General features: G+C 72.0%; 12 protein-coding genes and 2 pseudogenes. 11 read left to right on the top strand and 3 right to left on the bottom strand.

All coding sequences use genetic code 11. The features are described 5' to 3' along the window. Positions 1-422: 30S ribosomal protein S4 (gene rpsD, locus ACFE86_RS17240; protein ID WP_375456554.1), on the top strand; the 422-nt coding region annotated here is incomplete at its 5' end. A 62-nt stretch (positions 423-484) separates the two neighbouring features. Here the strand turns inward: rpsD and ACFE86_RS17235 are convergent. Together ACFE86_RS17235 and ACFE86_RS17230 are read right to left on the bottom strand one after the other, a co-directional pair. After that, positions 485-1,429, bottom strand: a complete 945-nt coding sequence (locus ACFE86_RS17235; RefSeq protein WP_375456553.1) for an ABC transporter ATP-binding protein — start codon at positions 1,427-1,429, stop codon at positions 485-487. A 22-nt stretch (positions 1,430-1,451) separates the two neighbouring features. Further along, complete coding sequence (locus ACFE86_RS17230; RefSeq protein WP_375456552.1) at positions 1,452-1,730, bottom strand: hypothetical protein; 279 nt, start codon at positions 1,728-1,730, stop codon at positions 1,452-1,454. A 169-nt stretch (positions 1,731-1,899) separates the two neighbouring features. On the opposite strand from ACFE86_RS17230, the gene ACFE86_RS17225 reads away from it, so the two are divergent. From ACFE86_RS17225 to ACFE86_RS17200, 6 genes are all read left to right on the top strand, one after another. After that, entirely contained in the window at positions 1,900-2,253 is a 354-nt protein-coding gene (locus ACFE86_RS17225; protein ID WP_375456551.1) for a DUF2293 domain-containing protein, read from the top strand. A 152-nt stretch (positions 2,254-2,405) separates the two neighbouring features. Then, positions 2,406-3,461, top strand: coding sequence for a tRNA (adenosine(37)-N6)-threonylcarbamoyltransferase complex transferase subunit TsaD (tsaD, locus tag ACFE86_RS17220; RefSeq protein WP_375456556.1), 1,056 nt, complete (start codon positions 2,406-2,408; stop codon positions 3,459-3,461). A gap of 92 nt (positions 3,462-3,553) precedes the next feature. Further along, positions 3,554-4,405, top strand: coding sequence for a GNAT family N-acetyltransferase (locus ACFE86_RS17215; RefSeq protein ID WP_375456555.1), 852 nt, complete (start codon positions 3,554-3,556; stop codon positions 4,403-4,405). Further along, complete coding sequence (locus ACFE86_RS17210) at positions 4,402-5,406, top strand: NAD(P)H-dependent glycerol-3-phosphate dehydrogenase (RefSeq protein ID WP_375456550.1); 1,005 nt, start codon at positions 4,402-4,404, stop codon at positions 5,404-5,406. Before ACFE86_RS17215 ends, ACFE86_RS17210 begins: the two co-directional genes overlap by 4 nt. After that, positions 5,403-5,870, top strand: coding sequence for an opioid growth factor receptor-related protein (locus ACFE86_RS17205; protein WP_375456549.1), 468 nt, complete (start codon positions 5,403-5,405; stop codon positions 5,868-5,870). The genes ACFE86_RS17210 and ACFE86_RS17205 overlap by 4 nt, the downstream gene beginning before the upstream one ends. 29 nt (positions 5,871-5,899) lie before the next feature. Continuing rightward, positions 5,900-6,313 (top strand): EVE domain-containing protein, encoded by a 414-nt coding sequence (locus ACFE86_RS17200; RefSeq protein WP_375456548.1) that lies wholly within the window; start codon positions 5,900-5,902, stop codon positions 6,311-6,313. A gap of 11 nt (positions 6,314-6,324) precedes the next feature. On the opposite strand, the gene ACFE86_RS17195 is transcribed toward ACFE86_RS17200, so the two are convergent. Continuing rightward, positions 6,325-7,908, bottom strand: coding sequence for a sensor histidine kinase (locus tag ACFE86_RS17195; protein WP_375456547.1), 1,584 nt, complete (start codon positions 7,906-7,908; stop codon positions 6,325-6,327). Between the two features lie 139 nt (positions 7,909-8,047). Between ACFE86_RS17195 and ACFE86_RS17190 the strand changes: the two are divergent. From ACFE86_RS17190 to ACFE86_RS17175, 4 genes and pseudogenes are all read left to right on the top strand, one after another. After that, a pseudogene (locus tag ACFE86_RS17190) lies at positions 8,048-8,458 on the top strand ((2Fe-2S)-binding protein); the annotation flags it as partial. Then, positions 8,374-9,089, top strand: a pseudogene (locus ACFE86_RS17185) (molybdopterin cofactor-binding domain-containing protein); the annotation flags it as partial. The pseudogenes ACFE86_RS17190 and ACFE86_RS17185, both read left to right, overlap by 85 nt. 121 nt (positions 9,090-9,210) lie before the next feature. Further along, positions 9,211-10,914 carry a methyl-accepting chemotaxis protein gene (locus tag ACFE86_RS17180; RefSeq protein WP_375456546.1) on the top strand — a complete coding sequence of 568 codons (1,704 nt, stop codon included), beginning with the start codon at positions 9,211-9,213 and terminating at the stop codon, positions 10,912-10,914. A gap of 151 nt (positions 10,915-11,065) precedes the next feature. Next, positions 11,066-11,725: a uracil-DNA glycosylase family protein gene (locus tag ACFE86_RS17175; RefSeq protein WP_375456545.1), complete on the top strand. Its 660-nt coding sequence runs from the start codon at positions 11,066-11,068 to the stop codon at positions 11,723-11,725. The last annotated feature ends 354 nt before the right edge of the window (positions 11,726-12,079 follow it).

Here is a 12,079-nt window from a genome sequence, read left to right as displayed (position 1 = left end):
CCGAGAAGCAGTTCCGCCGCTACTACGCCGAGGCGATCCGCCTGCGCGGCGATTCGAGCGAGAACCTGATCGGCCTGCTCGAGCGCCGCCTCGACGCCGTGGTGTACCGCTCGAAGTTCGTGGCGACGCCGTTCGCCGCGCGCCAGTTCGTCAACCACGGCCACATCAAGGTCAACGGGCGCCGGGTCAACATCCCGAGCTACCTCGTCAAGCCCGGCGACCTGATCGAGGTGAAGGAAGCCTCGCGCCAGCTCGAGATCGTGGTCGTCGCCGCGCAGCTCCCCGAGCGCGACGTGCCCGACTACATCGAGGTCGACCACCAGAAGATGACCGCCCGCATCACCCGCGTGCCGGGCCTGACCGAGGTGCCCTACCCGGTGCAGATGGAACCGAACCTCGTGATCGAGTTCTATTCGCGCTGATCGTTTGCGGCGGTTCACCGTCGCGCCTGCGGGAAGGGCCGTCCGGGAGGGCGGCCCTTTATCTATGGCGGCGCGACCTTGGCCAGGGCGCCGGCCGCGCGGATCGCGTCGAGGGTCAGGATGCGCGGTGAGCCGGCGACGGCCAGCCGCGTGAGGCCGCCGGCCAGCATCGCCGAGAGCGCATCGCGCAGGGAAGCCTCCGCCCCGATCTCCGGCGCGTCCTCCGCCGCGCCCGGCTCCGCCGCCTCGGACACCGTCAGCAGCGCGAGCCGCCGGAGCGCCCGGTCCTGCCCGACGAAGGACGCGACGAACGCGTCGGCGGGTGCGGCGAGGAGCGCCTGCGGCGCATCGGCCTGGACCAAGCGGCCGCCGCGCATCAGCGCGACGCAATCGCCCATCAGCATCGCCTCGTCGATGTCGTGGGTGACGATCAGCACGGTCTTGCCCAACCGTTTGAGGATCGCGACGATCTCGGCCTGGAGCCTCGCCCGCGCCACCGGGTCGACGGCGCCGAACGGCTCGTCCATCAGCAGCACCGGCGGGTCGGCGGCGAGCGCGCGGGCGACGCCGACCCGCTGGCGCTGGCCGCCGGACAGCGCGTCGGGGCGGCGCTCGCGATAGGTCGCGGGGTCGAGCCCGACGAGGTCGAGCATCGCGTCGACCCGCTCCGCGATGCGGACCTTGGGCCAGCCGAGCAGTTCCGGCACCGTCGCGACGTTCCGCGCCACGCTCCGGTGCGGGAACAGGCCGATGCCCTGGAGCACGTAGCCGATGCCGCGGCGCAGCGCGATCGGGTCGCACGCCGTCACGTCCCGGCCACTGAGCGTGATCCGGCCGGCATCCGGCTCGATCAGCCGGTTGACCATGCGCAGCGTCGTCGACTTGCCGCAGCCCGACGGCCCGATCAGCACGCAGGTGGTGCCTTCGGGGACGGTGAGGTCGAGGTGATCGACGGCGGGAGCCGGCGCGCCGGCGAAACGCTTGGAGACGCCCTCGAATCGGATCACGGACGACGCGCGGCGCGTGCCGTCAGCAGCCCTTGCAGATCGAAGTCATCGAGTTGCGCGTGCGGGCGTCCCACGCCTTGTCGCGGGCGGCCGAGGCCTTCTGCGCCTTCAACATCTCGGCCTCGTTCGTCGCCTTCATCGCCGCAGCCTTCGTCGGGGCGGGGGCCGTCGCCGCCGGAACACCCCCGGCCTTGACACTCCCGGTCTTCGGGACGGTCGCGCCGGTCGCCGCCTTCTCGGCGAGGGCAGGGGCCGCAAAGAGCACGGACACGAGGGCGAGTGCGGCGAGGCGGGGAATCATGGCGGTCTCCGAAACGGGCTTGCGCGGGCCGGCCGCACGTTCTCGTGCAGGGCGGAGCCGTGCGAACCTTCGATCGGTCGCAGCCTAGCGTGCGCGACGGCAAGAATTATGGCACGCCGACAGGGTTTCCGGTCCTTTGGCCGGATCTTCAACGGAGGACGGCGTCGGCGTGGCGAGACAGGATTCCGGAGCCTCGGGCAACCGCCGCGAGCGGGTCGCCGCGGCGCTCTCGCGGCTTGCTCCGCGCCTGCCGGGCTTCGAGGCGGGGGCGATCCTCGAGCGGGCGCTCAAGAGCCCGGGCCTGCGCGGCGCGGCGCCGGAGACCGCCGCGCGCCTCGCCCTGATCGCCTACGCCCGCCACGTCTTCACCGACTACGACGCGCTGCTCGCCGAGGGCTACGACCGCGACAGCGCGCGCCACTTCGTCCTCGACGACCTCGACGCCGTCCTCGCCATGTGGGGCGCGGCGCCGATCCCGGAGGCGGATGCTGCGACCGGACCCGACGAATCGTCCGGGCCATGAGGTCGTAGCGCCCCTGCCGGTGCCATGGGAACGCCCTCGCGGCGGACCGGCGAGCATCGCGCTCGGCCGGGCGGCTCCGTCGTTGCCCGGTGCGGCCTCGTGCGGGTAGGGTGGCGGCTGCGGGCAGGATCGGAGGCTTGTCAATCGACACCATGAACGTGCTGGGCATCGAGACCACCTGCGACGAGACCGCGGCCGCGATCGTCGCGCCGGGCGAGGACGGCCGCGGCCTGATCCGCGCGAACGAGGTGCTGAGCCAGATCGCCGAGCACGCGGCCTATGGCGGCGTCGTGCCGGAGATCGCGGCGCGCGCCCATGTCGAGGTGCTCGACCGGCTGATCGCCCGCGCGCTCGACCGCGCCGGCCTCGCGCTCCGGGACCTCGACGGCATCGCGGTGGCGGCCGGCCCGGGCCTGATCGGCGGCGTGCTCATCGGCCTCGTCACCGCCAAGACCCTGGCGCTCGTCGCGCGGAAGCCGTTCGTCGCCGTCAACCACCTGGAGGCGCACGCGCTGACCGCGCGGCTCACCGACGGGCTCGCCTTCCCCTACCTGCTGCTGCTGGCGTCGGGCGGCCACACCCAGTTGGTCGCGGTCAACGGCGTCGGCGACTACGTGCGGCTTGGCAGCACCATCGACGACGCGATCGGCGAGGCCTTCGACAAGGTCGCCAAGCTCCTGGGGCTGGCCTATCCCGGCGGCCCCGAGGTCGAGCGCATGGCCGAGGCCGGCGACCCGGAGCGATTCGCCCTGCCGCGGCCGATGCTCGGCCGGCGCGAGGCGAATTTTTCGCTCTCCGGCCTCAAGACGGCCCTGCGGGTCGAAGCGGAGCGCGTCGCGCCGCTCACCGAGCGCGACGTCGCCGACCTCTGCGCCGGCTTCCAGGCCGCAGTGGTCGACGTGGTGGTCGACCGCGTCCGCGTGGCTTTGCGCGTCTTCTCCGGCATCGCCGGCCACCCGACCGCGCTCGTCGCGGCGGGCGGCGTATCGGCCAACGGCGCGATCCGCCGGGCGCTGGCCTCGCTCGCGGGCGAAGCCGGCCTCGCCTTCGTCGCGCCGCCGCCGGCGCTGTGCGGCGACAACGGCGCGATGATCGCCTGGGCCGGCATCGAGCGCCTGCGCCTCGGGCTGGCCGACGACCTCACCGCGCCGGCCCGCGCGCGCTGGCCGTTCGCCGCGAGCCCCCGCCCCGAGGCGGCGGCCGGGTGAGCCGCGCCGCACGCCTCGTCCTGCCGCGCGACGACGTTCGCGGTCGGCGCGCGCCCGATCCGGAGCCGGCGTCGGACGTCGGCGGGCAGCGGGTGCGCTGGCGCGACCTCGTGGACACCCGGCTCCCGCAGGCGGCGCTTCGGCGGCCCGACTGGCCGGTGCGCCTCGACCATTGCTTCGCTCGCATCCTGCTCGACAACGCCTGCGAGGGGCCGTGGCGCGAGAGCGTAGCGGCGCCGGCCTGGGCCAACATGCCGCCCGAGCGTCTAGCCGTCGCGATCGCGCTCGGGAACGCGGTGCTCGGCGGCCGCGCTGACCTCGCGCTGCTGAACCGGCGCTCCCTGCGATGGCGCGGCAAGGGCCGGGTGCCGGCCGCCCCCGCGACGCTGGAAGCGGACCCCTTGCGCCTGCGCCGCTGGCGCCGATCCGACGACGCGCCCTTCGCGCGCATCAACGCCGACCCGGCGGTGATGCGCCACGTCCCCGCGGTGAAATCGGCGGCCGCGCGCGTCGCCGAGGCGCGCGCCCTGGACCGGCGGTTCGAGGCCGACGGGTTCGGGCCGTGGGCGATCGAGGAAGCCGGCGGCCCGTTCCTCGGCTTCGTCGGCGCGATGCGCCTGATGCGCCTGATGCCGTTTCCCGACGGCGAACGGCCGGGCAGCCTCGTCGAGATCGGCTGGCGCCTGAGCGCGGACGCCTGGGGCCGCGGCATCGCCACCCGCGCGGCGCGGCTCGCGCTCGCGGACCTGTTCGGCCGCTGCGGGATCGAGGCGGTGGTGGCCTTCACGGCGCTGGCCGACGCGCCGTCGCGACGGGTGATGGAGCGGCTCGGGATGCGGCGCGCGGCGGATTTCGACCATCCCGCGCTCGCTCACGGCGATCGCCTGCAACGGCACGTCCTCTACCGCCTCGCGGCGGCGGATTTCACGGGAGCGACCGCATGATCGGGGGGCCGTCCGCGTCCGTCGCCGTGATCGGCGGCGGTGCCTGGGGCACGGCGCTGGCGAACGCGGCAGCGGTCGCGGGTCGCCCCGTCACGCTCTGGCTGCGCGATGCCGGGGCGGCCGCCATCCTGGAGCGATCGCGCGCGAACGCGCGCTACCTGCCGGGCGTGACGCTGCATCCGGGCATCCGCGCGACGGCGCGGACCGGGGACCTCGGCACCGCTGCCGTGGTGCTGCTGGTCACGCCGGCCCAGACCTCCCGCGACGTGCTCGCTCAGTTGGCGCCGGCCTTCCCGGGCGGCGCCCCGGTGGTGCTGTGCGCGAAGGGCATCGAGCGGGCCAGCGGCGCCTTCATGAGCGCGGTGGCCGCCGAGGTGCTGCCCGCGGGAACGCCCGTGGCGGTCCTGTCGGGGCCGAGCTTCGCCGCGGACGTCGCGCGCAGCCTGCCCACCGCGGTGACGCTGGCCGCGGCCGATGCCGACCTCGCCGCGCACTTGGCGCGGATGCTCTCCGGCCCGTCGCTGCGGCTCTACCACACCGACGACGTGCGCGGCGTCGAGATCGGCGGAGCGGGCAAGAACGTGCTCGCCATCGCCTCGGGCATCGTCGCGGGGCGCGGCCTCGGCGAGAGCGCGCGCGCCGCGCTGATCGCCCGCGCCTTCGCCGAGCTGATGCGGTTCGCGCGCGGCTTCGGCGGACGGCCCGAGACGCTGATGGGCCTGTCCGGCCTCGGGGACCTCGTGCTCACCGCCTCCTCGCCGCAATCGCGCAACTTCACCTTCGGCCAGCGCCTCGGGGCGGGCGCCGCGCCGGAGGCGGCCTCGGGCGGCAGGCTCGCCGAGGGTGCGTTCACGGCGTCCGCCCTCGTGGCACTGGCGCAGGGGCGCGGGATCGAGATGCCGATCGCGGAATCGGTCGCGGCGATCGTCGCCGGCCGGGCGCAGGTCGAGGACGTGATCGCGCGGCTGCTCGCCCGGCCACTGAAGGGGGAGGCGGAATGACATCGTCGGGACCGGTCCACGCCTTCCTCGCCGGCTCCGGCACGGACGGCGCCGGCCGCGATCTGGCGGCCGTGCTCGCCTTCGACGATGCGCGCATCGAGGCGGTCCACGACTTCATCCAGTGGTGCTTCCCGCTGCGGGAGGCAAGCCGCGCCGTGCCGGGCGCCCCCGTGCTGACCCCGGCCGAGGCCGATGCGATCCGGGCCGATCCGAGGGCCCGCGACGGCCTGCGCGCGGCGTTGGGGCGGATGCACCGGTTCTACGGCGAGACCGGGCACTGGCTCGGGCGCCACGACCACAACCACCTGCGCATCACCCGCATCCTTACCGCCGTGCGCGATCTTCTGGATGATACCGAGGCGCAGGCCTTTCATCGGTTCGTGAGCGCGCGGAACGCGGAGGCCGGCTCGCCGATCGACCCGGCGAGCCTCCGCTTCTGGGCCGCCGCCGTCGGCCGGACCTGATCCCCGCACCCCGGCGAGCGACGAGACGCATGGCGTACTGGCTCTACAAGTCCGAACCCGCGACGTGGTCCTGGGCGCAGCAGGTCGCGGCGGGCGCCGCCGGCACGCACTGGAACGGGGTGCGCAACCACCTCGCCAAGCGGCAGCTCATGGCGATGCAGGTCGGCGACCTCGGGTTCTTCTACCACTCGAACGCGGGCAAGGCCGTCGTCGGGATCGTCACCGTGATCAGGCCGTACTACCCGGACCACACCGACGAAACCGGCCGCTTCGGGATGGTCGACCTCGCCGCCGTCGAGCCCCTGCCGCGCCCGGTTGGCCTCGACATGATCCGGGCAGAGACGGCGCTGAGGGACATGGTGCTCGTGAACAATTCCCGGCTCTCGGTGCAGCCGGTGACGGAGGCCGAGTGGGCGCTGGTCCGGGCGATGGGCGGGTTATGACCTGGGCGGCGCTACGCCGCCCTGGACGTGGCCGTGGACGCAGCCTTGGCGGAGCCGGGTTGCGGGTGGCCGGCCGGTGCGACCCGGTCGGGGACGTGGGCCTTCGCGCCGACGGCCACGGCCGCCAGCGTGTCCATCACCCGCGTGGCCGGCAGGGTGACGATCACTTCGGTGCCCTCGCGCGGCTTCGACTTCAGCGTGAAGTGGCCGCCGTGCAGGTCCACGAGGCCCTTGACGATCGGCAGGCCGAGCCCCGAGCCCTGCTCCGCGGTCTTGATCGCCTGCGACCCGCGCCCGAACGAGGACATCACGGTGCCGAGTTCGTCTTCCGGGATGCCCGGACCGCTGTCCTTGACCGCGATGTACTGTCCGCCCGAGCTGGTCCAGCCGACCTTGATCGTGATCTCGCCGCCGGGCGGGGTGAACTTCACCGCGTTCGAGAGCAGGTTCAGCACGATCTGGCGCAGCGCCCGCTCGTCGGCCCAGAGCCGCGGCAGGGTCTCGTCGACGAAATCGTGGAACGTCTGGTTCTTGCCGCGCGCCTTGAGGCCCATCATGTGGCGGCACTCCTCGACGACGTGGGCGAGCTGCACCGCCTCCTCGTTCAGCTCGTAGCGGCCGGCCTCGATCCGCGAGAGGTCGAGGATCTCGTTGATCAGGTTGAGCAGGTGCATCCCGCTGTCGTGGATGTCGTTGGCGTACTCGCCGTAGCTCGGCGCGGTGTGGGGTCCGAAGACCTCGTTCTTCATGACTTCCGAGAAGCCGAGGATGGCGTTGAGCGGCGTGCGCAACTCGTGGCTCATGGTGGCGAGGAAGCGCGACTTGGCGAGGTTCGCCTCCTCGGCGCGGCGCCGCGCCTCGTCCGAGTTGGCCTTGGCCTGCTCCAGCTCGCCGAACACGGCGTCCTTCTCGGCCCGCGACTGGAGCGCGCCGACGGTCGAGGTGTAAAGCCGGCGCGCCAGGCCGAGGAAGAAGATCTGCGCGCCGATCGCCATGGTGACGAGCAGCATCGCCTCCATCTCCCGCGCGAAGGCGAGGAGCGCGAGGTTGGCGAGCGCCAGCGGCACCAGGGCCGCCACGGCCGCCGCCGGGACGGTGGCCGCCACCATCGTCGCGACGGCCGCCGCGATCACGAGGCCGAACATCGCGAAGTGCCAGCCCCCCGCGGTGCCGAGCCCGATCATCGCCGACCAACTCAGGCTCTGCAGCACCTCACCGAAGGCGAAGCGCCGGCGCCATTTCGCCAGCGACACCGCCTGCGGCTCGGCGTGCAGGAAGCGCCGGCTCAGCGACGAGTTCAGAGTGATCATCAGAAAGACGCAGAGCGCCCAGACCGCCGAGACCAGCGGGACGACCCAGAAGCTCGCCGCGCCGGCGAGCGCGATGGCAAACAGCCCGAGCGGGATGCCAGCGCCCGCCCGGTACTGCGCGTAGAGGCGCAGCAGTTCGTAGTCGAAGGCGCGCTCCAGCCCGGTCGTCGAGGTCAGCTTCTCGCGGGCCGAGCGCATGTCCCGGGCGACGCCGCGGCGGCGCACCACCTCTTCCGTCGAGGGTCCGCGTCCGCGCTGCACCATCTCAACAGTCAGGTCGGACATCGGCCTCTTCGGGCGCTGGAGGCGGGCGGCGACGGGAGCCGGACCCGGAGATACGGATCGGACGACGATGCCGGCGATGTGTTAAGAACGGCCTGCCGCCGTCGCGACGATTGTCCGGATCGCGATCGGGAGACGCCGGATGCTGAACCGCACCGTCGACGGCGTCCGGTACGCCGTCGATGGCGATCTCGAGATGCGGCTGCTCCGGGTGCTGCGCGACCGCCTCGACAAGACCGGCACCAAGTATGGATGCGGGATCGCGCAATGCGGCGCCTGCACGGTCCATCTCGACGGGTAGCCTGTGCGCGCTTGCCAGGCCAGGATCGGCGACGTCGGCGCGGCGAAGGTCACGACGATCGAGGGCGTGTCGGGCCGCGTCGCGGACGCGGTCCAGGGCGCGTGTCGCAGGCTCGACGTGGTCCAGTGCGGCTACTGCCAGTCCGGTCAGATCATGTCGGTGATCGGACTGCCGAGGGCGCGTCCGACACGCCCTACGCGCTGCCGGCCTACCGCTTCGAGGTCCTTAACGCCCGCGAGGGCGTGCCGGTGCTGTGATGGCGCTCGGTCGGCCACAGCCACACCGCCCAGGCGATGGAGGTGTTCGTCGACGAGTTGGAGCATGCCGCCGCCGTCGATCCGCTCGCCTACCGGCTCTCGCTGCTGGCCGGGGCGCCGCGGCTGTCGGCGGTGCTGAGGCTCGCGGCCGGGAAGGCGAACTGTTCGGTCGGACCGACGGGCAAAGGTCGCGGCCTCGGCATCGCCGCGCACGAATCCTTCGGCTCCGACGTGGCGATGGTGGCCGACATCACCGCCGAGGACGCCAAGGTGACGGTGAACCGCATCGTCGCCGCGGTCGATGCGGCGTCGCCGTGAACCTGGACGTGATCCGGGCGCAGGTCGAGGGTGCGGTCGGCTTCGCGCTCTCGGCGGTGCTGCGCAACCGCATTATCCTGAAGGACGGGGTGGTGCAGGAGCGGAACTTCGACACCGACGCGCCGACGCGGATGAGCGAGATGCCGGTGGTCGAGGTGCACATCATGCCGTCCTCGGCCGCGCCTACCGGCATCGGCGAACCGGGCGTGCCGGTGCTCGCCCCCGCGATCGCCAACGCGATCTTCGCCGCCACCGGGCAGCGCCTGCGCCCGCTGCCGCTGGATCTAGGCGGCGTGAAAGGCGCTTGACGCAGCCGGGCGGCATATCGTTCACGTCGCGAGCCTCGAAATTGTCTTCCGTTGAATTCATTGATCTTTCATCATTCTGACCGATTGGTTTCGGCGGTATATCGGGTGGCGAGGTCTGGTGATGAAACGGTCAATGTTCTCGGGGATCGGAGCGCGGGTGATCGCGGGCTTCGTGGCGATCACTGCGATGATGGTCGCGCTGACAACCTTCGGCATCTTCCAGGTTCGGTCGATCGACCAGAGCCTGACGACGGTGAACGAGATCAACAGCGTCAAGCAGCGTTACGCCATCAACTTCCGCGGCAGCGTCCACGACCGCGCCATCAGCCTGCGCGACGTCGTCCTGATGGACGGGCCCGACACCTTGCGCGACAACCTCGGCACCATCGAGCGGCTCACCGCACAATACGCGGCCTCCGCCGCGCCGCTCGATGCGATGTTCGCCGATTCGGCCGGCACGTCCGTCGAGGAGCGCGCGATCCTGGCCAGCATCAAGGCGACCGAGGCGCGGACCATGCCGCTGATCACGGCCATCGTGGCGCAGAAGGCGAGGGGCGACGTCGCCGGCGCGCACGCCCTCCTCCTCGCCGAAGCGCGCCCGGCCTTCGTCGAATGGCTGGCCCGCATCAATCAGTTGATTGATCTCGAGGAGCGCAAGAACCAGCTCGTGACCGCCGACGCGCGTAGGATCGCCGCGAGCTTCCAGATCCTGATGCTCGGCCTCTGCACGGCCGCGCTCTTGGTCGGGCTGGGCTTCGCGGCGTGGAACATGGCGTCGATCCGGCTCCTGCGTCCCCTCGTGGCACGCATGCTCGACCTCGCGAACGGAAAGCTCGACGTCGAGCTTCCCTCGGTTCGCCGAAACGATGAGATCGCCGACATCATTCAGACGGTGAAGGTCTTCAAGGACGGTCTGATCCGTTCGCGCGACCTGGAGCGCGCGGCGACCGCATCGCGTGCGGACGTCGAATCGCAGCGCATCGCGGCGATGCACGCGATGGCCGACGCGTTCCAGAGCACCGTCGGCGATGCGCTCAACCGCGTCACCTCCGCCGCCGTCCACATGCGCGGCGCAGCCCAGGACCTGACCGCGCTGGCCGGTGAGACGGCGCGTCAGTCGAGCGACGCGGCAGGCGCCGCGCAGGACGCCGCGTCGAACGTCACGACGGTGGCGAGCGCGGCTGAGGAACTCGGTTCGTCGGTCCAGGAGATCGCGCGTCAGGTCGAGGGTTCGTCGAGCCTCGCCCAGATGGCGGTGGCCGAAGCCGAGCAGGCGGCCGCCCAGGTCGGTGATCTCAAGGTCGCCGCCGCGCGGATCACCGACGTCATCGGAATGATCTCGGCCATCGCGGGTCAGACCAACCTTCTCGCGCTCAACGCCACGATCGAGGCGGCACGGGCGGGCGAGGCCGGACGAGGCTTTGCCGTCGTCGCCGCCGAAGTGAAGGAGTTGGCGAGCCAGACGGCGCGCGCGACGGAAGAGATCACCACGCAGATCAACCGCATCCAGGCCACGACGGGCCAAGCGGTCGGCGCCATCGGGGCGATCATGGCCCGGATCAACGAGATCAACGGCTTCGCGTCGTCGGTCGCCGAGGCCGTGGAGGAACAGGGGGCGGCGACGCAGGAGATCGCCCGCAACGTGGCGATGGCGGCGGGCGGCACGAACCAAGTGACGGCCACGATCGCCGGCGTTGCCGGCATCGCCGAGAAGAGCGGGATGGCCGCGTCCGATGTCCTGTCGTCCGCCGCCGACCTGTCCGAGCAGTCGGCCTATCTCGGACGGGAAGTCTCTCGCTTCCTCGATACCATCCGGGCGGCCTGATACCCGATACCGCATCGCGATGGGCTCGGCCCATCGCGATGCATCCGCCCGCAGCCGCGACGCGGCGACGGTCGGTACGTCAGCGGGCCCGAGGGCGACGCTCGAATCCTGGTCGCAAGGGCCGGTGGTCTTCGCTATAGAGCCTCCGAGCATGCCGTCCCCGACCGCCTTCGAAACCACCGCCGCGCGTCTGCGCGCCTGCCGGATCTGCCGGGACGTGCCGCTCTACGGCCCGCCGCTGCCGCAGGAGCCGCGCCCGATCGTCCAGGGCAGCGCCAGCGCGCGGCTCTGCGTCGCGAGCCAAGCGCCGGGGACGCGCGCCCACCGCACAGGCATCCCGTTCATGGACCCGTCGGGCGTGCGCCTGCGCGCCTGGCTCGGCCTCGACGAGGCCGCGTTCTACGATGGCGCCCGCGTCGCGATCGTCCCGATGGGCTCTTGCTTCCCCGGGCTCGACGCCAAGGGCGGCGACAAGCCACCCCGGCGGGAATGCGCCGAGCGTTGGCGGTCCGAGTTGTTTTCCGGGTTGCCAGAGCTGGAGCTGATCCTGGTGATCGGCCAATACGCGCAGGGCTGGCACCTCGGCAGGATGCCGGACGGGCTCACCGGCACGGTCCGTCGCTGGCGCGACATCCTGGCCGAGCCGCGCGCCCCCCGCGTGCTGCCGCTGCCGCACCCGTCCTGGCGCAACAACGGCTGGCTCAAGCGCGAGCCGTGGTTCGAGGCGGAACTGCTGCCGGTGCTGAAGGCCGAGGTGGCGCGAGTGATGGCGCCGGCCGGCGCGGGGCTGCGCATCCCGGTTGACGGCTGAGTTCTGCCGGAATGCGGCGAGAGGTCGAGTCCCCGTGCGAATACGGATCGCAGCCGGGGCTGCGGGCGCCAAGGTACGGGATTGCCGCTGGCTTCGACGCCGTAAGGGATGCCGCGAGCCGGCTGACCGTCAATGCCTCCGACGTGCGCAAGCGCGCGCGCCGAAGCTTGGTCGTCGTGCGCTGAGGCGCCCGGTTCGTGTTCCTGAGGGCTCCAAAAACGGACACGGTGCGGACACGAGCAAAAGCCCCGCTGGCGAGGGCCAAGCAGGGTTTTGCATAAGCGGTTGAATGAGCTCTGGTCGTTTTGGTTGCGGGGACAGGATTTGAACCTGTGACCTTCAGGTTATGAGCCT

The sequence above is a fragment of the uncultured Methylobacterium sp. genome (assembly GCF_964244095.1).
GTDB lineage: Bacteria > Pseudomonadota > Alphaproteobacteria > Rhizobiales > Beijerinckiaceae > Methylobacterium.
The sequence above is the reverse complement of the archived record's forward strand: the minus strand, read 5'-3'. Positions and strand labels throughout refer to the sequence as shown.

What these genes read in the sequence shown, in the direction of transcription:
- ACFE86_RS17230 (WP_375456552.1), bottom strand. Translation starts at nt 1,730, where the DNA reads ATGATTCCCCGCCTCGCCGCACTCGCCCTCGTGTCCGTGCTCTTTGCG.
- tsaD (WP_375456556.1), top strand. Translation starts at nt 2,406, where the DNA reads ATGAACGTGCTGGGCATCGAGACCACCTGCGACGAGACCGCGGCCGCG.
- ACFE86_RS17210 (WP_375456550.1), top strand. Translation starts at nt 4,402, where the DNA reads ATGATCGGGGGGCCGTCCGCGTCCGTCGCCGTGATCGGCGGCGGTGCC.
- ACFE86_RS17205 (WP_375456549.1), top strand. Translation starts at nt 5,403, where the DNA reads ATGACATCGTCGGGACCGGTCCACGCCTTCCTCGCCGGCTCCGGCACG.
- ACFE86_RS17200 (WP_375456548.1), top strand. Translation starts at nt 5,900, where the DNA reads ATGGCGTACTGGCTCTACAAGTCCGAACCCGCGACGTGGTCCTGGGCG.
- ACFE86_RS17195 (WP_375456547.1), bottom strand. Translation starts at nt 7,908, where the DNA reads ATGTCCGACCTGACTGTTGAGATGGTGCAGCGCGGACGCGGACCCTCG.
- ACFE86_RS17180 (WP_375456546.1), top strand. Translation starts at nt 9,211, where the DNA reads ATGAAACGGTCAATGTTCTCGGGGATCGGAGCGCGGGTGATCGCGGGC.
- ACFE86_RS17175 (WP_375456545.1), top strand. Translation starts at nt 11,066, where the DNA reads ATGCCGTCCCCGACCGCCTTCGAAACCACCGCCGCGCGTCTGCGCGCC.